Below are 22,114 nucleotides of genomic sequence, written 5' to 3' on the forward strand. Positions count from 1 at the left end.
CCACCCGAGCATGCCAAACCGCGATCAGGAGGTCATCTGCGACATGGTCAGCGTGCCCAGGGGCCAAGACCAGACGCTGTCGGTACTCGTCGTCCTGCGCCCGCCCGGAGACGCGCCGGCCATCGAGGAGATCACTGCCAACCACGTACACCAGTTCCTGCCGTCCCCGGACGTGGTCCGGGCCGTCACCCGCTGGTTCACATCGCGCGGCTTCGACGTAGGCGAAACCGTCGGCATCTCCTTCCCACTCACCGGGCCACACTCCCTGTTCCAGGACACCTTCCACCTCCCCGCCGGTGAACTCCCACAAGAAGCGCTCAGCCTCGACGCCCTGCCCCCCGACATCGCCCGGCACATTGACACCGCCACATTCACGCCACCCCCTGAGTTCGGGCCGGGCAATCCATAAACATCCTGGCCGGAATCCCGGAGCCGACCTCGCCCTCGTGGTGGTCACAACCTCGCATGGCACCCCCGCTTTCACGCCACAGTGGGCGATGCGCTGGGTTCAGGCGGCGACGCCGAGTTCGATTCGCGTGCGGTGGATGAACGCGCGGACGGCTGGCTCGCGCCGCCAGGGGATGAGGGCGGTGTTGAACTCGCGGACGTAGTCCTTGGCGCGGGTGGACTGGACGCGGGCGAGGATGTCGACGGAGCGGTTGCCGAGTTCGAGGCCGTGGTCGAGATCGCGGGCCTGGAGGTGGGCGGTTGCGACGATGGCGAGCCGCATCCCGACGGAGCGGGTGAAAGCGCCGGGCGGCATCGCGGCTGCCTGCCTGTTCCACATCAGCGCTGCCTTGGGGTTGTTCAGATCGCGGAATACTTCGGCGGCGTCTGCGGAGAGGCGGGAGTGCACGTAGAAGTCGATCCACCCAGGCTCGTCGCCGCAATCCTGCTCGGCCCTGCCCAGGAGATCCTCGGAGGCGGCCAGGGCCCGGCAGGCCGCATTCGGGTTGTTCTCCCGGGCGTGAGCGCGGGCCTCGATCAGCTTGGTGAACGCCAGCACCCGCGGCGCCGCCTGGCGTTTGGCCCGGTTGAACGCGCCCTGCGCCATGTCGATGGCTTCGGATGCGAAACCGCGCATCAGGGACTGCATGGCCATGGTGGTCAGCACATAGCAGCCGAGTTGCACATCCCCGCCGGCGCGGGCGAGGCGGAGGGCTTGGATGAAGTGCCGCTGGGCGGCATCGTGCTGGCCGACATCGAAGGCTGTCCACCCGGCAAGGCGGGACAACTCGGCGGTGACGGAGAAGAGTTCACGGCCGATCTTGTCTGAGAAGCTGCCCTGAAGCAGCGGGGCGGCCCGTCGGTCGAGGCAGTCGGTGACGGAGTTGGCCTTCCAGTTCCCGCCGCCGTATTTGGAGTCCCACCGCCTGGCGTCGTCGGCTGCCTCGCGCAGCTCGCTGAGGTCGGCCCGGCCGACCTGCTGGCCGCCGCGGCGTTCGGCGGTCTCGTCGGCCGGGGTGACGAGCCATCGGGTGACGGGGGTGGTGAAGGCGGAGGCGGCGAAGCCGGATCCGGCCAGGAAGTCGCGGCGGTTCACGGAGCTCCAGAACGAAGTGGCGACGCGGACGGCGTCGGCGGGATCCCTGGGGAAATCCAACCCCACCGAGGCGCCAATTGTCTCCGCCTCGCCCATCCCGATCTCACTCAAGTCGACGGGCCGGCCTAGCCTCTCCCCGATAGTCTGCGCCAAAAGCTTCGGAACCGGCCATTTCGGCGTCATTCCCCGCCTGCACCAGTTCGCCACCGACGTGTGGGTGTAGTCGGTCTCTATCCCGGCGGCATGGGCGAGCTGGTTGACGCGCAGAGCCAGGGACTTGTGGCTCGCGCCGCAGGCTTCGATGAGCCGGGCCAGGTCCGTGTTGGGCGGACGGGGCCGGCGGGTGGTCGATGCCACGACCTCTCCCTTGCCGGTCTCCGGGACCGCGGCCGACTCGAACAGACGGTTGAGGGCATAAGTTCAGTCCTCGCCTTGGGGGCGAAGAGTCGTACGCGTTCCGCGTGTTGGGTCACCGAGGATATTGCCCCGGCACGACTGACGAACCGCGTCTGCGAGTTGTGAGCCCCCCTGCGAGCCCTCCCCTCACGCCGGCCGGGCGGCTGTGATGAGAGCCCAGGCGGCCGCCAGAACTGGACGGATCCCCTCCGGCGGCCGCCGCCGAAGCACCACCTCACCTGACTCGGGGGCGGCCCAGAGATGTGCGGAATCGCAGGATTAGCCGGAGCGGACGCTGCCCGGCACAAAAGCACGGTCGGCGCCATGGGCGCGTCGCAGGCCCACCGCGGCCCGGACGGCACCAAGCACGCAGCCGCGATGGACGGGCGGGCGGTGCTGGCCATGAACACGCTACTGATCGTCGACCCGAAGGCCACGCCCGGCCCCTACCTCGACCGCGAGTCCGGAGTGCTGCTGGCCTTCAACGGTGAGACCTACAACTACCGGGCCCAGGCAGCCGCTTGGGGCATCGAGCTCGGCGAGCGGGACACCGACGCCCACCTCATTCTGCGGGCCTGGGCCAAGATCGGGCCGTCCTGCCTGGACGGGCTCGACGGTATGTTCGCCATCGCCGTCTATGACCCGCGCGTCGGGAAGCTGTTCCTGGCCCGCGACCGGCTCGGTGAGAAGCCGCTCTACTGGCGTCTGGACGGCGGCCGGCTCGCGTTCGCCTCCGAGGTCACCACCTTGACCGGCTACGGCCCGGCGCCGCTCGTGCTGCGTCCGGAGATGCTGGCGATCGAGACACCCACCGGCGTCGATACCCCCTTCCAAGGCATTCAGCTACTGGCCCCGGCCACCCTGCTGTCCTTCGACGTCGTCACCGGCTCCCTGACCCAGCACACCTACTGGGGCTTGGAGAACAGGCAGCCCTTCACCGGCACCTACAGCGAGGCCCTCGCCGCGTTCTCCGTCGTCCTGGCCGAGCAGGTCCCGCTGCGGGCTCCGGCCTGCGACTTCGCGCTCTTACTGTCCGGCGGCCTCGACTCGTCGGTGCTCGCCTACCTGCTGCGGCCGCCGGTCTGTGTCACCGTCCGCTACCCCGGCCAGGACCGGCTCGACGAATCGAAGATCGCCACGAGGATTGCGGCTGACATCGGTGCCGAGCTGGTGGTCGTCGAGCCGGAGCCCTTCGACTTCCCCAAGGTCCTGGGGCACATGATGTCCGCGCTGGACTATCCGATGGGCAACGCGTCCACGTTCTCCGAGTACATGGCCTACCGGAGGATCGCCGCCCTCGGTGTACGGGTCGTGGTCGGCGGGCTCGGCCCGGACGAGTTCCTCATGGGCTACGTCCGCCACTCCCTCGTCCTCTTCGGCGCCGACGCGGTCCTGGCTGCGGGGATGGACGCCTACCGGCCGCTGGCCGCGAAGCTCATGCACACCGCCGGCGAGGACCTCGACCCCGCCGACGCCGTCACCCGGCTCGTCCTGCGCGGCCCCGACCCAGAGGGGCGGATCCGTGACCTCATTGCCGCCGCGATGGGGAAGGCGGGCGGGGACCTGGCCTGTGCACTCACCCTTGCCGACCTGGCCACGGCCTGGCGGCCGCTGGTGATGACGAGCGACAAGCTCGCCTCCGCCTTTGCGCTGGAGCGCCGGTCGCCCTATCTGGCACGGGAGTTGGTCGAGCTCTCCTACCGGCTGCCTGCCGAGCACAAGATCGCCCACCCTGCCGAGGGCAAGCGGATCCTGCGGGACGCCGCGAAGGCTCTCGGTCTGCCGAGGGAGGTCTGGGCCAGCCGTGACAAGCTCGGCTTCGCCTCCCCGGTCCCGTCCTGGCTGAACAGTCAGCTCGCCACCTGGGCCAGCGCGCAGATCCACACCGCACTCGCCGAGGCTCCGGCCTCGCTGCGTCCGCTGCTGGAGGGCGGACTCACGAAGCCGGGCGGGCGGTTCGACCGCACCCGGATGCAGGCCCTCATGGCCGCCGCCTGGTTTCACGGCCAGACGGTGAGGGCTGCCGCGTGATCCTGAACTCCCTTACTACGGTGTCCGGATGCACCAGGACACCACCGCCGACAGCCCGGCCACCGCCCGCGGAGCGGTCGCGATCATCACCAACCGCCGCGGCGAACTCCTCCTCCACCTGCGCGATGACCTGCCCGGCATCGCCTGGCCGAACCACTGGAGCGTGCTGGGAGGCGGCTGCGATCCTGACGAGGAGCCCCGCGAGGCGATCGTCCGTGAGCTCGACGAGGAAGCTGGCTTGACCGTCACCGGCCTCATCGAGCTCTTCGAAATCCGCGACCAACACGGCTCTGGCCAGCTGATCACGTTCTTCGCCGCCTCCTGGGACAGCGATGAGAGCCGGCTGCCCCTCGCGGAGGGCGTCAAGCTCCAATTCTTCGCCCCCGAACACCTCGACATTCTCACGATCCCGCCGTTCATCCGGGACGGGATCAACCGCCATCTGGCCGCCCGGCCCGCCTGAACCACCTCGCCCTCACGGACGGGAAGAGGTGGGCCGCCTGCGGGCGGACCCACCTCGCAAAGGAACCCCGTTCATGAAACTCACCGTGATCGGCTGCGGCTACCTCGGTGCCACGCACGCCGCCTGCATGGCCGAACTCGGCCACGAGGTCCTCGGCATGGACTGCGACATCGACAAGGTCCACATGCTCAACTCAGGCAAGGCCCCCTTCCACGAACGCGGCCTCGACGACCTCCTCGCCAAGCACACCGCCAGCGGACGCCTCACCTTCACCGCCTCCTACGCGCAGGCCGCCGCCTTCGCCGACCTGCACTTCATCGCCGTCGGCACCCCGCAGCAGCCCAGCAGCGACGCCTACGATCTCACCCACCTCTTCACCGCCGTCCGACAGCTCGCACCCCGCCTGCACCATCCGGCCGTGATCGCCGTCAAGTCCACCGTCCCCGTCGGCACCGCACCCCGCGTCCGTGACCTCCTGCACGAACACGCCCCCGTCGGCGACGCCATCGAGGTCGCATGGAACCCGGAGTTCCTCCGCGAATCATTCGCCATCGACGACACGCTGCGCCCCGACCGGCTCGTCCTCGGATTCGACACCGAGCACTCCCGGGCCGAAGCGATCTTGCGGCAGTGCTACAGCCAGATCATCGACGCCGGAACGCCGACGATCGTCACCGGCTGGGCCACCGCCGAACTCGCCAAGTCGGCCGCGAACGCCTTCCTCGCCACAAAGATCTCCTTCATCAACGCGATCGCCGAGGTCTGCGAAGCCTCAGGGGCGGACGTCGCTCAACTCGCCAGCATCCTCGGCCACGACATCCGCATCGGACCCCGCGGCATGCGCCCGGGTCTCGGCTTCGGAGGCGGCTGCCTGCCCAAGGACATCCGCGGCTTCATGGCCCGCGCCGACGAACTCGGCCTCGACCAGGCGCTGACGATCCTCCGCGAAGTCGACGCCATCAACCAGCGGCGCCGCGCGCGCATGGTCGACCTCGCCCGCGAACAGACGGGCGGCAACCTCGGCGGCAAGCGGATCACTGTGTGAGGCGCAGCCTTCAAGCCCAACACCGACGACATCCGCGACTCGCCCGCCCTCGCCGTCGCGCACCAACTCTACGAGCTCGGCGCGGCCGTCACCGTCACCGACCCTCAAGCCCTCGACAACGCCCGCAAGATGCACCCCGAACTCGACTACATCGAGGACCCGGTCGCAGCCGTCCAGGACACGGACCTGCTCCTGCACCTGACCGAATGGCCGCAGTTCACCCACATCGACCCCCACCGCCTCGCCGCTCGCGTCACCACCCCGAAGGTCATCGACGGCCGCGGCACCCTCAACGCCGACACCTGGCGCGAGGCCGGATGGACCGTCCTCGCCCTCGGCCGGCGATGAGCAACCCTGCCTGCGTGTTCGGGAATCCGGAGGACATATCTCGAGCCGCTGCTGCCCGCCCTGCAACCCGCGTGCGATCGTTCGGCCGTAGCTATGCAGAGCCCTTCGCCGGTCACAACCGCATTCCTTGGATCCGGGGCTGCTGAGCACTGCTCCGTTGTCTGGCAGATGGAGGGCGCCTCCCAGCACAGCCTCGGGTCGTGTGGGGGGCGACTGCCGAGCAACGGCTAACCGCCATACACACTGAGGTACCTCGTGTGCGTGGCCGAGTTTGGTGCGCAAGCATCTCAAGTCCAGCTTGTACATGCAGAGTTGGCCGCCACCTCCTACGGTATTTCCGGCAGCGGTGAAGGCTGCCGAAGCTGCTGGGGAAACGGGGGTGGCCGCGTTGAAGGACTTCGTCGCGGCGTGTACGGCGGTGCTGGTGCAGCACATGCATGGGGACTCTTGGCCGCTTGTCCGCGATGGCCTTGTCGCGTTCCTCATCGACAACGAGTCCGGCGATCAGGCTCGAGTGGACGTCGAGCGCCAGTTGGACCGGACCCGGGACGACCTCATCAACGCCCGCGCACGCGAAGAAGAGGGCACGGCTGCGGATGTGGAAGCCGAATTGCGCCTGCGCCTGCGACGTGTCCTTCGTGGCAGGCCCAGTGCTAGCACCCCACTCCGCGTTCTGGTGAACCAGTTCCCGCACGGCGAGCCGGAAGACGGAACACGTGAGGGGCCGAGCCTTCCGGTCGCAAAGGCCACCACGGAGCCCCGGCTGGCGGGCACCCGTACGAAGACGGACGGCCCCCCGCGTCCCACGGCTGCGAGGCTTTCCGGGCGACGCCGCAAGGAGATCGTCGCGGTGCTGCTGTTCAGCGGCGGCCCCATCTTCGAGAGTTCCATACCGCTGTCGGTGTTCGGGATCGACCGCCAGGACGCCGGCGTGCCGCGCTACCGACTGCTGGCGTGCGGCGGCGAGGAAGGCCCACTGCGGACCACAGGGGGACTGGAACTCTCCGCACCACACGGCCTGGAGGCGATCTCACGGGCGGGCACGGTCGTCGTGCCGGCCTGGCGTTCGATCACCTCGCCGCCACCCGAGGACGCGCTCGACACACTGCGCCGGGCGCATGAGGAAGGTGCCCGCATAGTCGGGCTGAATACCGGTGCCTTCGTCCTCGCCGCGGCGGGCCTGCTGGACGGCCGTCCCGCGACGACGCACTGGATGTACGCACCGACGCTGGCCAAGCGCTACCCGTCGGTGCACGTGGATCCACGAGAACTCTTCGTGGACGACGGAGACGTCCTGACGTCCGCGGGTACGGCGGCCGGAATTGACCTGTGTCTGCACATCGTGCGGACGGACCACGGCAACGAGGCGGCCGGGGCCCTGGCCCGCCGTCTGGTGGTGCCGCCGCGCCGGTCCGGCGGTCAGGAGCGCTACCTCGATCGATCTTTACCGGAGGAGATCGGCGCCGACCCGCTGGCCGAGGTCGTCGCCTGGGCGCTGGAGCACCTCCACGAGCAGTTCGACATCGAAACAATGGCGGCACGCGCACACATGAGCCGCCGCACCTTCAACCGGCGTTTTCGGGAGCTCACTGGCACCGCTCCCGTGCAGTGGCTGGTCACTCAACGCGTCCTGCAGGCGCAGCGCCTGCTGGAGACGTCGGACTACTCGGTGGACGAGATCGCCAGCCGCTGCGGCTTCCGCTCGCCGGTGGCGCTGCGCGGGCACTTCCGCCGCCAGCTCGGCTCGTCGCCGGCCGCGTACCGGGCGGCCTACCGCGCGCGCCGCCCCTCAGACGGCGGGACCCTGCACACCTCACCCGGACCTTCGCCCGCTCCAGACGATGACGAATGGCCCGCACCGCCCAGCAGGCCAAGTGCGCCTCTTCTTCCCTCCAACCGGGATCCGGCTTCCACTTCTGTTGACCAGGGTGCCGGCGCCTGATGGGGGACATCGCCAAAGGCGCACTCACAGGCGCCTGGAGCCTGCTTGTCGGCTGGGTGCTGCCCACCGCGATCAACCTCGCCGTTCTCACTACGGTCCTGCTGCCCAGCCTTCGCCGTGTCCCGGCGCTCGGGCATGCTGCAGACCTGGTCGCAGGACGAGGCGCGCTGGCCTTCCTCACCGCATCGCTGATGGTGGGCCTCGTGCTCAACGCTCTGCAGAACCCGCTCTACCGAATCCTGGAGGGCTACCTACTGTGGCCCTCCTTCGCGTACGAACACGGCTGCCGCCGCCACCAGGCCCTCAGGCGCCGCCTGACCGACCGCCTCCTGCTCATGCGCCTCGAACGCCGCGCGGCCGACTCCAGCCTGTCCCCGATCCACAGGGCCGACCTCACCCTTTTGCTCCACAGTCCCCACCTGGCCCGCCACCGGCGCCTGGACCGGCGCAGCACTGTCACCCGCCGGGCCCTCCTGCAAGAGCGCCTCGCCCGCTACCCCGTCGGGGACGGCCACCTCGCTCCGACCCGGCTCGGAAACGCGATTCGCCGCTTCGAGGTCTACGCCTACGACCGCTACCAGCTGGATTCGCAACTGCTGTGGAACGAACTGACCGCAACCGCACCCGAACAGGCGCGCAGGCAGGTCGATACCGCGCGCACCAGCGTCGACTTCTTTATCTGCCTGCTCTACGGTCACATAGCGCTGCTGCTCGCCGCGGCAGCAACCCTCACCTCCGCCGCCGGCACTGCGGCCGTGGCTGCTGCGGCAGTCGTCCTCTGCGTCCTCATTCCTGTGTGGTACCGCTGTGCCGTCAGCGCCACCGATGAATGGGCGGCCGCTGTACGGGCTCTGGTCAACGTCGGCCGGCACCCTCTCGCCGCATCGCTCGGTCTGGACATCCCCAAGGAACTTGCCGCGGAGCGCACGATGTGGTCCCTGGTTTCCCGTCTCCCACGCATCCCCTACCACGAGCATGCCGCGGCCCTGGACCACTACCGCCGCCCACCCGCCCGCACCAGTGACGACACGACGTGAAGAACGAGCTCGCCGTGCTCAAGGCATCCTGCGGCCGCCGGCACCGGGGCTGGCGGGCAAGCCGTAGAGAGTTCGGTACTGATGGTGGTGCGGACCAGGGCGGAAGGGCGCTGAAGCCGGTTGAACACCAGTTGCTGGCGCACGCAGGAGTCGGCGCATACTTCGGGCAGCGCTTCGGCGATCACGCAGGGAGTGCGGCAGCCTGGGCCGCTTGCTGCGCTCAGGACGGCTGTGCGGCAGGACGGGCCGGATGACCAGGCCAAAGACCGAGCGAGGGCGGCGGATGCTGCGGCTGCGATCCGGTAGTGCGGGTCGAACGCCAAGGCCAGGAGCAGCATGCCAAGCGCCAGCGTGGCATCGGAGTGTTGAGCACTGTGCGCCAGCACGCGTGCGCTGACAACCGTTGGACTGTGTTGCCACACATCCACGGGACCACGCCAGCGGCGGGCGAGGCCGCTTCGGATTCCGGCTACTGATCCTTCCGGCTCCTTCGCAGTGCCTCGTCGAGTCGGGCGCGGATCTCCCGCTCTGCTGTCGCCTCGGGGGGTTCAGCCGGGTGCATGCGCGGAGGATGCGGATTGGCAGCTTCTGCCTGTTCTTCTTCTTCGAGCCGATTACTGCCCCGCAGTGTGCGCGTGGGAGCTGGTTCGGCGGGCCACACCAACAGCAGGTACTCCTCCCGGGGTACCTGAGCGCTCTGGCTGCGAGCGGCATCCCTGCCGCGGGCGTGGACTCGGAGGCGGTACTGGGTAGTGTCCGCGGTCGTCAGGGGCATGTCCGGGGCAGGGGGACCGTAGTCGAGCGATTCGAGCCGGAGACGATTGCGGGGGGCGGTGACGGCCGCTTCCACGATCTCTTCCCAGGGCCGTGACTCGTCGATTTCTTCAGCCGGTTCCCTCAAGGCGCGGATGCTGACCCGGACGTATCCCGATTGGATGCCTGTGCGGACAAGAGCCCCTCCTTGGAGCATCGGCGCGATCAGCCCGTTGGACCAGTCAGCCGAATGCACCGGGATCTCCCCGTCATCCAACAGACCGAAGGTGCCTTCCGTGACGAAGACGTCGTGCCATGAGGCGTCCATGTATCCTCCTCCCGCTTCAGGCTAGCTTCGTCGGCGCCTGCTGCCCGCCCGCATGCGACGCCGGGGAGCGGCCGGGACCGGCGCTGCTCCCCGGCGCGCGGGCTGCGTGAAGTGACGCACTCTCAGTGGAGCTAGGGGGTCACCACTACACGGAACGGGTCTTTGTCGAGGACGCGTTCAGACCGATACAACCCGGTGTGCAGTCCGCCCTGGGAGCTGTTCTCTGTAGCGGTGATCATGCAGACGCTGACGCCTGTGGGGCCTTGCCCGGCAGGGATGCCGGGGAACTGGCATCCGTCGAAGGTGCGGCGGGTGCCGCCGGCTGAGAGGCCTTGATAGGAGCTGGCGACGGGGTATTCGTCGCATGATTTGCCGGACACGCTGGGCGCATCGCCACACGCCTTCTCGCGGTTGTCCCCGTTGACCGCCGGATCCGTCGTGCGCGTCAGTGGAGCCTCGAAGGTGGCTCCCGGCAGTCCCGAGGCTTGGGCGCGTGAGACATGGGAGGCCAGGTCAGGGTAGGCGGCCCGGCTGTAGTAGACGGCCGAGGCGTACCACGGCACGACGCAGCCGGGGACCGGACGGCCGGCGGTGTTGTTGTCACACCGGAACTGGCGGAACACAGGGACCACATACGTCGTCGAGGTGTAGCCCGGGTTCGTGAAGGTCAGGTTCCACCCTGTGCCGCACTCCCCGACGGCGCCAGTAGCAGTCGCTGTCGAGTCGAAGAACGCCTCGCCCGTGTGCCACTGGTTCAGCGGTTGGATCGGCTTTGCGGAAAACGAACCGCTCTCCTTGGTGCAGGCATACCCGACTCGTGCATTGCCGTTGTAGGAGGCCTTGAGCGCGTCGCCCCAGCCACTAAAGGCCGTGACGTCGAGCTGATGGGCTATGCGGGATTCACTGGTGCTGCCGTAGCTGTAGTTGATGAGGAGGAGATTGGCCTCACCTGTAGTAGTCCTTGTGCCATTGCGCACGACATACGTCTCGTAGTAGACCGAGTCGATCCGGCAGGCCTGAGTGCGCGTGGCATACACCACGCCCTGGGCGTCCTCGCACCACTGAGGCGGTGCAACTGCCGCCAGTTGCGGGTTGGATTCGCCGCTCGGCAGGGCCGGTATGGTGTCGGGAGCTTTGTACTCGATACACGAGCCCCGGCCGTTCTCATCCGGCTCAGTGCAACTCGCCCCCACGTCAGAGAGCCGGCTTGTACCCGTTTCGCTCGTGGGTTTGTCGGAGCCCGGTGTGGTTTCCGGGGTCAAGCGCGTTAATTCCGAAACAACGGCAGCTTCATTGCTGCTGTCCTGACTTCCCATCATGGCGGCAGCGGGAGCCGCACCAGCGAACACGGTGAAAGCCGCAGCTGTCGCTGCGATCGCGAACCAGCGTCTCTTTCGGTACTGCTGCACGACAGTTCCTCTCAGACGAACGCACCACGCATGAGCGCGCACCACTGAAACCTCACCGAACGCAGAAGGTCAAGAGTCGAAAGTTCCCGATGGGCTATTACACGCCAGGACAGAACGTCCGAAAGCGAAAGTCATTCACCTCGGGATCACCACAGATTTACGGCTGCTTCAGAATCCGCGGCGTCGTCGTAACGGGCCACGCCGGTATGCTTTCTGCCGCTCGGACGCCCATGGAGTCGGACAGGCGCTTGTTCTTCGCGGCCTCGTTCCGGAGCGGCACGCCAGATGACGGCCGCCCGCTCGGCCACCTCGCCGCTGTTGGCGCGGGCGGCATAGGTGGCGAGCCGGGACAGCATTTCTGAGACGGCCTCGTACCCGCCCCGTCGAGACCTGGGCCGCGGACACACTCACCGCGATCCTCGCCGGACACGCCGAGCGCGTGGCTAGTGAAGCCCAGCGGCCGCCTGCATCGAAGCCCTCCTGGGGCCCGCTGGCGCGAGGGTTACAACGGCTCTTCCTCGGCCCCACACGTAGCCGAAGTGCCGCGCCATATGAATCAGCGCCCGGCGCAGCGGCGCCTGGCGCTCCTGGCGTCGCATGGTGGGAGACCGGGTGATGGTGATGGCCATCTGAGTGCGGGCGCCGTCCCCGACGGGGGCGAGCGGGTCGAGGTCGAGCAGCTTGCCGAGAGCGGGGGAGGGCTGGTCGTGAGGGCCTTCGGCGCTCAGGCGAAACTCCGTGGTGGGCGGCCCGGCCCACTACAGCCGGGCCGCGTCACAGGCGACGTCGGGCAGGACCTCAGCGGCGCTGCACGGTGCACGCCCAACGGCGCGGTCATGATGGGGTATTTCGCGGAGGGCGAGAGCAGGGAGGACGACACCGTGATCGGCGTGCTGCAGGCCGTTCTGCATTTTGGAAGACGATCGTGGCGTGTGGGACGAGAAGACCTAACCCCTAGGGAATCCTTCTGACCTGCATGGTCGTTCTTTTAGCGGTGCCTGACCGGCAGGGGTGAGGCTCGTCTCTCCTAGAACAGGGAGGGCCTCGTTCTTTCGTGCGGGGTCTTGGCAGGCCCGCCGCAGGCGATCCGGGAGGACGCGTCCGGCGGGTCCAGGAACCACAGGTTGGCACCGCAAATGAATACCCAGATCCTGCTCCTCCTTGCGGTCATCGCCGTGATCGTCGGCTGCGCCGTATTCGCCACCCCGGCGTACACGATGCCTACGACGGCGGTCGCTTCTGGAACGGCGCCGGACTCTCGCCGCACGCCGTGAAACTGGTTGCGCGGCCCCTCAACAGGGGCAGACGCGGGTATCGTGCGCCCCCGGGCGCATCCTTCACGCCCCCGTGCTTCCTCCGTGCCCGGTGGTCCGCTCTCATGAGCGCTGACGTCCATCTTCCCTATGGCGTAGGCAACTTGGGCCTGCGCGCTCAGCGCAGAGCAGGAGTGTCACTGCCGTTGCGCGGTGGGGGTGCACTGGTTTGGGTCCGCCTCGTAAACGCGTACGGGCGAGGTAGCGGTAATGTCATGGTCGTCTTCCCCTTCGGCATCGGTTGCCGGACGGGAGGGGCCAGACGGTCCACCGGCCAGCTGACCCTTCACCCTTCCGTAACCGCCGCAGAAGGAAGGAGGCAGGCGATGCGCTCCTCCCCGGATCCCCCGGACCCGCGGGACGGAGACCAACGCCGCACTTAGCCGGGTCTCATACCCGCAGAGCCCCTCCGGTGCTACGGAGAGGCTCTGGAGTGACGGTAAAGGTTCGCCGACCCCGGACCCCGTGGCTGACCCAAAAAATCTTCCACGGGGTCCACCCAATTGTGGGTGGCCCCTAATCGTCACTGGTGTCGGACACCAACTGTGGTCGTCCGCAGCGGCCTTCGGGGAGAGGGCAATGCGCCTTGATGGCACAAACACACTGCTCAAGAGTCTTCGAGCAGCGTGAATTAACCCCCTGCTCCTCGGAGGCGACGCACGTAAAATGTACCGCGCCTGAGGGAGAGGGGCCTGCGATGGCGAGGGGTTTGGCGGTCATGTTCTCCGGCGCTCGTCTGCGGCAGGCACGCGCCGAGGTGCAACCGGGCGGGCTGAGCGCCGAGGAGCTTGCCAAGCGGGTGGGAGCGAGCAAGGCGCAGATCCTTGCCTATGAGCACGGTCAGCGCGTCCCTGACCCGCCACGCATCCGCCGGCTCGCCGAAGCATTAGGCGTCCGTCCGTTGGAGCTGGCGAACCAAGCTGGCATGGCCTACTGGCAGCTGGCCGACCTGCGTAGAGCCAATGGTCTGCGAGCCAGTGACCTCTGCCGGGAGCTAGAGCTGAATCCGCACAGCTACCGTCGGTTGGAGACGACAGGACTGAGTCCCGAAAGCCGCTACGGCATGGCGGTGCGCCTGGCGGGCACGCTGGGTGTGTCCGTGCAGGTACTGGAAAGGCATATCGCCAACGTTCCCGGAGTACGCCAACGCCTCGATCGGGTACGGGAGCTTCTCAGCACCCTCGTCGACACGCATCTTGCCCCGGGGTGTGCAGACGTGCCTGAACCGGAGGACGAGGTCGTCAAAGCCGTGGCTGCCCACTACGCGCGTTCCGCCCCGACTGTTGCACGCATCCTCCAACAGCAGATCATGGCCCTGCGGGAGATGCACCACCGGCAGGCGACGGAAGCAGCAACCGCGCACTACGGTGTCACGTCCGAGGACCAGGACCGTGCTCGCCGGCGTATGCAAAACGAAGCCGTACGCATTCATCAGTCGATCGTCACTCTTCCCCAGCGCATGGACGCCTTCTTCCGCGCGCAGTTGTCACCACATGGCTGGGAAACGCTGGGGCAGTTGCACATCGCCCGCTCCAGCAAGGCCGCACTGACCGCAGCGCAGAACACCCTGCCCCATGCCCCGTCCCTGGTTCCGTTCATACAGCCGGCGTCCATACAGGCAGGAGCAGGCAGGACAGCCCCCTACATGCTTTCTAGGGACGGGCAGCACCACTACGCCGCGTTCAAGCCCTGGTACGACGCCCTCTACCCGTGGGTGCAGGAGAGCCTGCGGCAGTTCGAAGCGCAGTTGGAGGCAGGGGAGCCACCCTCCCATGCCTGGCTGCGTCATTGCTTTGCCCAATCCCAGACTGTCCTGTTCAGTTTCGACGGAGTCCTGTGCCGGCTGTTCGCCGACAACGTGCGTTCGGTCTCCGGGCACTTGACCCAGGCGGCCCATAGCCTGCAGTTGGGCACCGCCCCGGGCGGAACCGCAGACCCGGTTGCTGTGCTGCGCTCGGTCGTCGACCAGGGATCGCCTGAACAAATCCGCGAGCTCGACGGAATTCTGACGTCGTATGAAACCGAAGCAGCCCGTCGCGCGGAACCCCTTCCCGGCGCCGCGCAACTGCTGGGAGTTCTCAGCCGCGGCCCTTGGCGCATCGCCGTCGTGACCGACCACGCGAGCGCTGCCGTGCAGACCTTCCTGACACACCTGCGCCCCGACACCGGCGATGCGCCCAACCTGGTGGACGTCTTCGGACGCCCCACCGACCCACGGCTGATGAAGCCCAATCCGCACGCCGTTTCGCTCGCCACCAGTGTCCTGGGCGGCGACCGCTCACGCACCGTGCTCATCGGCGAGTCCCTGGCCGACGCCCTGGCGGCCCAGGCAGCTGGTGTGCAGTTCATCGGCGTGGCTTCACAGCGCAGCCAGGCCCGCAGGCTCAAGCAGGCCGGTGCGGCCAATGTTGTGGAGACCCTGGCGACCCTGATCGCGGCAATCAGCAGGATCAACGGCACGCGATCGTGACACCGTCCGACGTCCCAGGACCAGCAAGACCTTCCAGAGCCCGCGCAGCCCGCTCAGTCTGTACATGACCTTCCCCCAGCACGGCCGACAACCCGTCGCGTACGTGCAGCAGCAGCGCACGGGCCCGCACGGTGTCACCCCTGTCGCGCAGCACGCACCCAAGCCGGTACCCGGTCCACAGCGTCTGCGGATGCACCTCGCCCAAAACCCGCGATCGAACCGCATGAACTCTCTCGAACTGCTGCTGTGCTCCTGTCAGTTCACCCTCGTCCTGCATCAGGCAGGCGAGGTTGTGGAGCGTCGTCAATGTCCTCGGATGCTCATCCCCCAACTGTTCACACCGCGCGGCAAGAACGAGCCCGTACTCTCTGCAGGCCTCCCGCAGCAGGCCCAAGTCATGTAATACCCGGGCCAGTTCATGCTGGGCCGACAGCGTGTGGCCGTGCTGCTCGCCCAGCAGGCGTCTGCGGACGTCGAGCACGGCTGACAGATGCTGCTGTGCTTCTTCCAGCCGGCCCAAGTCATGTAATACCCGGCCCAGTTCATGCCGGGCGGTCAGGGCATGGGCAAACTCCGCACCCCGGGCATCACGGTGCGCTTGCCACACCTTCCGGTACACGGTCTCGGCCTGGCCGAGCTCGCCGACGTCGTGCAGCGCTCCGGCCAGGTTGTGCTGGGCGGTAAGGGTTTCCGGATGTGCCGCCCCCAGCACACGCATCCGGATCCGCACCACCTTCCTGAACACCGCACCTGCCCGCCGGGAAAGGCCACGCGCCTGCAGGAAACGGGCTGCCATTTCCGCCGCAGCGGCGGCCGACACCTGGCCGGCGTCAGGCAGAGAGGCCAGATCGTCCTCCTGTTCCACCAGCTCCAGTGCATGCGGCGCCAGGACAGACCACGCAGCCCAGGAACTGGGCTCTTCGGGCTTGCCGACCTGCTCTACCGAGCAGGCGTCCTGCAGCAGACCGGTGACGAGGGACAAATAGCGCGGAGTACGGCTGACGTCTCTGATCAGCGGGTGCACACGCAAGCACTCCGGCGATCTCGCCGATTCCTCAGACTCATCCCCGTCATCGCCTTCCGGCGCAGGACACAAGTCGATGAGGCTCAATGCCGCCAATGCACGCAGCGTCCGCCACAGGGTGCCGCCGTCGATGCCCTCAAAACCGGGATGCCGTTGCAACACCTGTGCACGCAGAACCAGGGCATGGGGCACGGGGGCGTCAGCGAAAACGGACAGCAGCTCCAGGACGTCAGCCGCATAACGAAAGCCCCGGCGGTGCAGCAGATCCAGAGCCAGGCGCCAGGTGTCGGCAATCACCTGAGCCGGGTTGAGGCCCTGCCCCGCCGGCCCGTCCAGAGCCCGGCGGAACGCGTCGAATTCGGCGGGAGTCTCAGGCTCACGAAAAGCATCCGGCATCCCCATCACCTCGGCTAAGTAGACCCCTGCCATACGCAAAGCTAAAGGCAGCCCACCTAATCGGCGCGCCAGGCAGGCCGCGTCATCCAACGCTCCCGCATCCGGTCCCGCGTGATCCATCAGGACACAGGCAGCATCCCGCCCCTTCAGCGGCAGCACGGGATGCATGACCGCGCCGGAGCCCCAGGCATCCGCCGTTCCGTCACATGTCGTCACCAGGACCAGCCCGCACGGACACGAATGCGGCCGGATCCACCCTGTACCCGCTGCCAGCAGCCCTGGACCGTCCAAGAGACGCGGGTCATCCACCCCGTCAATCACCAGCAGCCACGGCAGCTCGGCGCGACTGAGCCGATGCCACAAAGCGTCCACGACACCGTCCGCTTCAAGCAGATCACCAGCGACCCCTATACGGCGGGCGACCGCCCGAAACCCGTCCTCGAACAACGCAGCCTGCCTGGCATCAAGCCACCACACACGGTGCTCCGACATAGGACTGGCCCGCATCTGCAGCATATGGACGATCTCCAAAGCCAATGCCGTCTTCCCGCTGCCGCTCAGCCCGTGCAGGACATGCAACCGGCCATCACCACCACGGCGGCACTGATCGAGCAGACAGTTCAAAAGCTCATCCCGGCCGCGCAACGGCAAGGCGGGATTCCGATACCCCAACGGCGCAGCGAGCGTCAGCGCTTGCGCCCGCCCCGCCGCCGCGGCGACCACCATCTGGCCGACCTCCAGACGACCGGCAGCCACCGCACCGTGCTGCGCGACCAACTGCTGAGCTCCGCCGCCTCCGACGGACATCAATCCCGGCGAGACCGTGTGATAGGTAAAGGGCTGCCCCCCAGCTGCACATCTCCCTCCACTCGCACCACCGCACCGGCCACCGATCCGCCTTCCGCGCGCACTTGCACATCTCCGCCCGCGGCAACGCCCCCAGCCCCGGCCTGCAGGCCAGGACCCCCCGATCGAGCAAGCGCGACGATCTCAGTCAGCTTCTCCACGGCAGCGAGGCGTTCCTCCACGTCAACCGACTCAAGCACCAGCTCCAGACGGGTCTGCCACACCCCCTCCCACCGCCCCCGCTGCCCCAGCAGATCGCTGGAATCTGCCAGCGCGGTCTCCATCTGGTCCAGCCGCGTCAACTCGGCGGCCTCCTGCTCGGGATGCCCGCGCCCCAACAGCCGGGCGACCGCCCGCCGCACCGTTGCCCAAGCATCTGTCCCCGCTGCCTGCACCACGGCCATCCCTCCGGCTGCCGCCACAGCCGCCACCGCCTCAGCCGACATCGCACCCCCCGGTTCCCGACGACAGGCGACCGCTTCGCACCCGGCCGCCGCTGATACCGAAGGTATTCCTCAACGCCGCTGCCATCACGCCTGGAAGGAAGCCGATCATTTGATCAGAATCGGCTTCCCGTGCGTAACTCAAGGAACAGGCAGACGCATAAATGATCAAGCCGACGTAGGAGAATCAGTGATAAACGCACGCAGGCACCCGCCCGGCTACAGTCGTGCCGACAACCCTGCAGTGACGGCCCTCTCCGGCGCCGATACTGACGGCGCGTTCTTCGAGGGGAGAGGTCGCCTTGATCCGTCCGCGGCGCGACAAGCGGAGGCGGGAAGCACAACTGGCGGCGCAACGCAGCCAATACAAGAAACAGGTAGGCGATCTGCGCCTCTTCCTGCTTCTGGAATGTGCTCCCCTGGTCGTCGACCCGCTCGAGATCGCAGACCAGGCGTTCCGTCGCGCGTTCGCACAGCCAGACCGCACCTTCACTTACTGCGACATCCGAAAGATCGCAGAAGAAATCGTGCGTGAGAAAAGGCAGGACGCAAACACCCGGGAATACGCTGACTATAAACTGGAGGACGTGTTCGATGCCTACCTCACCGAAGACCTGCAGCCCGTTCGTGAGGTACTGCGTGCCATCGACGCACTCAGCCTCGGAGAACGCCGCGCTGTGGAGGCCGAATTGATCCATCTCCTGACCAGTGAAGGACTGATCGAAACAGTCGGCGGCGCACCATCGACACGCCGAGGTCAGAAAGCGAAAGGCCTCGCCAAGCTGGCCCGGGCAAATGCCAACCTGTCCCTCCTCGAACCATTTTTCTCAACCATGAGAGGAACGTACAGTGGCCAGCAAGACGGATAGCGACCTCGCCCGCGTGCTGTACAGGTACTACATGACGCTTCAAGCGCGCCTGGCCGGCGACGAAAAGGACCTCGACCGCCGGTTCGATAAAATCATCTCCGACATCGACCGCCAGAACCGTCGAACTGCACTGAGCCGGATCAGCAGCGGCCGGTGCATCGCATGCGTCAGTACTGCCCTGCGCTCCGCACGCACAACCACCCTTGGCCAAGCCGGAGCAGGCGGAGCGGTCGCAGCCCTCGCCGCCAAACTCACTCAATACGCCCAAGGTTTGGCCAGCCTTGCGCTCACAGCGGTCACTGGAGCCGTAGCAGCTGTCGCCGTAGCCGCCATAATCGATGCCCGCAAACCGAAACGACGGCCCGGACAATCGCGACGCCGAACGGAAGAAGCCACGTCCACGCCCCACCCCTGAGGAACTGGCGTGACGCAGCACAGACAGAAACCCGAGACCACCCGCCGAGCAATATCGCGGACTGACCCCTGCACCGTCGCATGTACGCGCCGCCCGCCTCTGGTGCCCGCAGACGGGAGAACTAGAGCGTGAACAGCTCCTGCTGCTGGCAGTCGACGATGTCCCGCCGTGGGTAGAACAGCCCGAGCAGCATGAAGGTCTTGGGCCGCCTATGAACGTTGCCAACAAAGCAGTGAACCGCTCGGTCCGAGGTGAACATGCGGGTGAACCAGCGCTCGCGGAGCTTGTCCTCGACGCCCCGTTGGCCGTACTGGCGTAGGTATTTGCGATAGGACTCGCCGGCCTCCCAGTCCCTGAGGGCCATGTCGTGCCCCGAGCAGGCGGATTCGCCGCAACGGAAGCGGTAGCGGAACTCCAGCGGCACCCATTCGAGTTGGCGCAGGTCCTGGTCGAGGAGGTCCATCTGGCCCGCCAGGGCGGCTTTGGAAGCGGGCCAGGGTTCAGCCGGCTCGAAGCGGAAGTCGACGCCGTCGGCCGGGCGGAAGACGCCCAGGGACGTGTTCTGTTCTTCCTGAGCCCGTCTGATCGCGCACATGGACGGAGCGATCAGCGGCCGTAGCAGTGAGTAACGCCGGAGCCAGCAGGAGGGCCGTCTCGCTGTGGAGTCTCCCAGCTAGCCGAGCAGAGGGCAGCGGGCCAGTGTGTGTGTCTATCCACCTGACGAGGCGGTAGCGCGTTGAGACGATGTACGGGTGACGGGACCAATGCGCAGGGCCGTCGTCGCTGCGATGGCTGTTGTGGTCGCCGCGGTTACAGGCGGGCTGGTGTGGGTGCTGCGTGCCACCCAAGACGGGCTTTCCGATGCGGCGAGTTGGGCACAGCTGGCCGGTGGCTGGGTACTGGCCGTCGCCGTTGCTGCTCCACCGGTCTTCCGGTGGATGCGCCAGGACAGCACGTCACCGGCTGTCTCCCGCGCGGATCTTGAGGAGTCCCAGGAACAGCTTGCGGCCGTCGTCCGAGCGCAGTGGCTCGAGGAGATACGCGTCCGCCGCCTGGAAGACCCTCAGCCCGTCGCAGTCCGCTGGACGGCGACCGCGCGGCCTGTTGTCGACCGCTTCGAGAACCTGCCTGCGCCGCCCCGCCGCGTCGACACTACAGAAGCCGGCATCAGCAACCTGGCTGCGTGGTTTCGGGCTCTGCGGCGACGGCGTCTGGTGCTGATCGGAGAGCGCGGATTCGGGAAGACGACGCTGGCTGTTCTGCTCGTACGGCACGTGCTCGCCACCCGCTCGCCAGGCGAGCCCGTGCCGGTGCTCCTCACCATGGCAGACTGGTCCGACGAGTCCTTCACGGCCTGGGTCACGAGGCGCCTTTCCCGCGACTATTCCTTCCTCACGCCAGAGACCGCGCATCGCCTGGTCCGTGAATGCCGGGTCATCCCGGTACTCGACGGTCTCGACGAACTGGCCGCCGAGGATCGGCCGGGCAAAGTCCGCTCGATCAACCAGGCCATGGCCGGCACCGATGCGTTCATCCTGACGTGCCGCACATCGGAGTACGCCGAGGCCGTCGCAGGTGCTGATGTCCTGACCAGTACGCCGGTACTGGAGCCGGAAGCAGTCGACGCTGCGGCGGCCGCCTCCTACCTTGAACGGCGGCTTCCACCGCGACCGGGTGCCGGCTGGGCACGTCTCCTGGCTGACCTGCGTCTGGGTCCTCAGACGGCACTGGGGCAAGGCCTGGGCAGCCCATTCGTGCTCTGGCTGCTCGAGGCCACGTTCGTCGAGCAGGGGCGTGATCCCACCGTGCTGTTGGAGATGACCACCGGCCAAGAGGTCTCTCGATGCCTGCTCGACGAACTCGTACCGGCACTCGTCGAGAACAACCGACATGTGCCGGACGACGACGTCGCCCATCCCTTCCGACCGTTGGCGGACTGGGAGACGGAGGACGTCCGGCGATGGCTGACCTTCATCGCCCGCCACCTGGCCGACCTCGGGACCTATGACCTGGGCTGGTGGAACATGCATCTGATCCTGCCCGACGGTGTGCGCCGGCGCTGGTTCGGAACTCTCTCCGCCCTTGCCTTCGCCACCTTTGCGGGGGTCGTCGCAGCGTTGTGGCTCGGCGCTCTGGGAGGAGTCCTCGCAGGAGCCGGCCTGTGGCTGCTGATGATGTGGCAGGGGCCCATCGAAGACGAAACAGCCCGCTTGCCGCGAGCGGCGACGGGGGGACTCTTCGGCAATCACCCGATCAGGTCACTGACCGATCACCTCAAGAGTGAGGCCCGCGGTGCCGTCGGCCACGCGCTCCGGTTCGGGACCATCGCCGGGGTCACCGCAGGATTTGCCTTCGGCTGGCCGGCGGGGGTCACGGTCGGGGCCACGGCCGCCGCTGCGGACTGGCTGATCCGCAGCATTTCAGGTACCGGCATCGACCTCAGCATGGTTTTCACGGTTCCTTTTGCGCTGGTCTGGGGCTTGATGTTCGGTGTCGCCCACGGGCTGGTATTCGGATCCACCCTCGCGCTCCAGTACCTGGCGGTCATCGTTGCGGGTCCCGGGATCGGACTAGCCCTCACCCTGCCGGTGTTGGTCGCTGTATGCACCTGGCGTGCTCTTCCGCCCCACCGCAGGCACGGAGCCGTCCGCGGTGTCTTCCTGTGGGCTGCCTCAGGCGGCGCCTACATGGCGTTCCAGCACCTCGGCAGCGACCCGCTCATGGCGATCGGAACGGCGGCCGCCCTTGGTGTGGGGCTAGGGCTGATCGAGGGCATCGTGTCCGATCTGACCTACTTCATGCTCGTCAGACCCGGACCCGCCTACCTGATGACCGTCGCGATTTTGCGCTACCGCTCCCAAGCGCCGCCGTATCCACTGAAGTTCCTCGCAGACTGTCGTCGGATCGGCCTGCTTCGTCAGGTGGGGCCGGTCTATCAATTCCGGCATTCCACTCTCCAAGACCACCTTGCCGTCCGGTGAGTGCACCGCCACAGTGCTGCCCAGGCCCGGCGACACAGCCGGCGGAAGGACAGCACGCGGGA

The 22,114-nt window shown here is 67.4% G+C and carries 16 protein-coding genes and 1 pseudogene; 11 read left to right on the forward strand and 6 right to left on the reverse strand.

What is annotated here, in order from left to right; translation table 11 throughout:
* Positions 1–10: 10 nt before the first annotated feature.
* Positions 11–409 carry a hypothetical protein gene (locus EJ357_RS47670; protein WP_228472874.1) on the forward strand — a complete coding sequence of 133 codons (399 nt, stop codon included), beginning with the start codon at positions 11–13 and terminating at the stop codon, positions 407–409.
* Positions 410–508: 99 nt separating this feature from the next.
* On the opposite strand, the gene EJ357_RS47675 is transcribed toward EJ357_RS47670, so the two are convergent.
* Positions 509–1,900 carry a sporulation protein gene (locus tag EJ357_RS47675; RefSeq protein WP_126387479.1) on the reverse strand — a complete coding sequence of 464 codons (1,392 nt, stop codon included), beginning with the start codon at positions 1,898–1,900 and terminating at the stop codon, positions 509–511.
* Positions 1,901–2,263: 363 nt separating this feature from the next.
* Between EJ357_RS47675 and EJ357_RS47680 the strand changes: the two genes are divergently transcribed.
* The 5 genes and pseudogenes from EJ357_RS47680 to EJ357_RS47700 all read left to right on the forward strand — a co-directional run bounded on the left by EJ357_RS47680 (position 2,264) and on the right by EJ357_RS47700 (position 8,805).
* The gene (locus EJ357_RS47680; protein WP_175647238.1) at positions 2,264–3,970 is read left to right on the forward strand and encodes an asparagine synthetase B family protein; all 1,707 of its coding nucleotides are present in this window, start codon (positions 2,264–2,266) and stop codon (positions 3,968–3,970) included.
* Positions 3,971–3,998: 28 nt separating this feature from the next.
* On the forward strand, positions 3,999–4,433 hold the full coding sequence (locus EJ357_RS47685) for an NUDIX domain-containing protein (RefSeq protein WP_126387475.1): 435 nt from the start codon (positions 3,999–4,001) through the stop codon (positions 4,431–4,433).
* Positions 4,434–4,506: 73 nt separating this feature from the next.
* A pseudogene (locus EJ357_RS47690) lies at positions 4,507–5,826 on the forward strand (UDP-glucose dehydrogenase family protein).
* Positions 5,827–6,589: 763 nt separating this feature from the next.
* On the forward strand, positions 6,590–7,768 hold the full coding sequence (locus EJ357_RS47695; protein ID WP_126399012.1) for a helix-turn-helix domain-containing protein: 1,179 nt from the start codon (positions 6,590–6,592) through the stop codon (positions 7,766–7,768).
* The gene (locus tag EJ357_RS47700) at positions 7,768–8,805 is read left to right on the forward strand and encodes a hypothetical protein (RefSeq protein WP_126387473.1); all 1,038 of its coding nucleotides are present in this window, start codon (positions 7,768–7,770) and stop codon (positions 8,803–8,805) included. The genes EJ357_RS47695 and EJ357_RS47700 overlap by 1 nt, the downstream gene beginning before the upstream one ends.
* A gap of 469 nt (positions 8,806–9,274) precedes the next feature.
* Here EJ357_RS47700 and EJ357_RS47705 read toward each other — a convergent pair whose 3' ends face one another.
* Both EJ357_RS47705 and EJ357_RS47710 read right to left on the reverse strand, forming a co-directional pair.
* Entirely contained in the window at positions 9,275–9,886 is a 612-nt protein-coding gene (locus EJ357_RS47705) for a hypothetical protein (protein WP_126387471.1), read from the reverse strand.
* A 131-nt stretch (positions 9,887–10,017) separates the two neighbouring features.
* Positions 10,018–11,295, reverse strand: a complete 1,278-nt coding sequence (locus tag EJ357_RS47710; RefSeq protein ID WP_126387469.1) for a NucA/NucB deoxyribonuclease domain-containing protein — start codon at positions 11,293–11,295, stop codon at positions 10,018–10,020.
* 1,136 nt (positions 11,296–12,431) lie between these two features.
* On the opposite strand from EJ357_RS47710, the gene EJ357_RS48830 reads away from it, so the two are divergent.
* Together EJ357_RS48830 and EJ357_RS47715 are read left to right on the forward strand one after the other, a co-directional pair.
* On the forward strand, positions 12,432–12,569 hold the full coding sequence (locus tag EJ357_RS48830; protein WP_175647237.1) for a hypothetical protein: 138 nt from the start codon (positions 12,432–12,434) through the stop codon (positions 12,567–12,569).
* A 757-nt stretch (positions 12,570–13,326) separates the two neighbouring features.
* A complete protein-coding gene (locus EJ357_RS47715) occupies positions 13,327–15,078 on the forward strand; it encodes a helix-turn-helix domain-containing protein (protein ID WP_175647236.1) in 1,752 nt (583 codons plus the stop codon).
* Here EJ357_RS47715 and EJ357_RS47720 read toward each other — a convergent pair.
* Both EJ357_RS47720 and EJ357_RS47725 read right to left on the reverse strand, forming a co-directional pair.
* Complete coding sequence (locus EJ357_RS47720; RefSeq protein WP_126387465.1) at positions 15,059–17,275, reverse strand: tetratricopeptide repeat protein; 2,217 nt, start codon at positions 17,273–17,275, stop codon at positions 15,059–15,061. The genes EJ357_RS47715 and EJ357_RS47720 overlap by 20 nt on opposite strands.
* Before the next feature lie 29 nt (positions 17,276–17,304).
* Complete coding sequence (locus EJ357_RS47725) at positions 17,305–17,748, reverse strand: hypothetical protein (protein ID WP_126387463.1); 444 nt, start codon at positions 17,746–17,748, stop codon at positions 17,305–17,307.
* Positions 17,749–18,089: 341 nt separating this feature from the next.
* Here EJ357_RS47725 and EJ357_RS47730 point away from each other — a divergent pair, with 341 nt between their 5' ends.
* Together EJ357_RS47730 and EJ357_RS47735 are read left to right on the forward strand one after the other, a co-directional pair.
* Positions 18,090–18,656, forward strand: a complete 567-nt coding sequence (locus EJ357_RS47730) for a hypothetical protein (RefSeq protein ID WP_126387461.1) — start codon at positions 18,090–18,092, stop codon at positions 18,654–18,656.
* Complete coding sequence (locus EJ357_RS47735) at positions 18,637–19,071, forward strand: hypothetical protein (RefSeq protein WP_126387459.1); 435 nt, start codon at positions 18,637–18,639, stop codon at positions 19,069–19,071. Before EJ357_RS47730 ends, EJ357_RS47735 begins: the two co-directional genes overlap by 20 nt.
* A gap of 121 nt (positions 19,072–19,192) precedes the next feature.
* On the opposite strand, the gene EJ357_RS47740 is transcribed toward EJ357_RS47735, so the two are convergent.
* Positions 19,193–19,666: a hypothetical protein gene (locus EJ357_RS47740; RefSeq protein ID WP_175647235.1), complete on the reverse strand. Its 474-nt coding sequence runs from the start codon at positions 19,664–19,666 to the stop codon at positions 19,193–19,195.
* A 193-nt stretch (positions 19,667–19,859) separates the two neighbouring features.
* Between EJ357_RS47740 and EJ357_RS47745 the strand changes: the two genes are divergently transcribed.
* On the forward strand, positions 19,860–22,052 hold the full coding sequence (locus tag EJ357_RS47745; protein ID WP_175647234.1) for an NACHT domain-containing protein: 2,193 nt from the start codon (positions 19,860–19,862) through the stop codon (positions 22,050–22,052).
* Positions 22,053–22,114: the final 62 nt, after the last annotated feature.

Origin of the sequence: Streptomyces cyaneochromogenes, from assembly GCF_003963535.1 — a bacterium.
In the GTDB taxonomy this organism is placed as follows: Bacteria; Actinomycetota; Actinomycetes; order Streptomycetales; family Streptomycetaceae; genus Streptomyces; species Streptomyces shaanxiensis.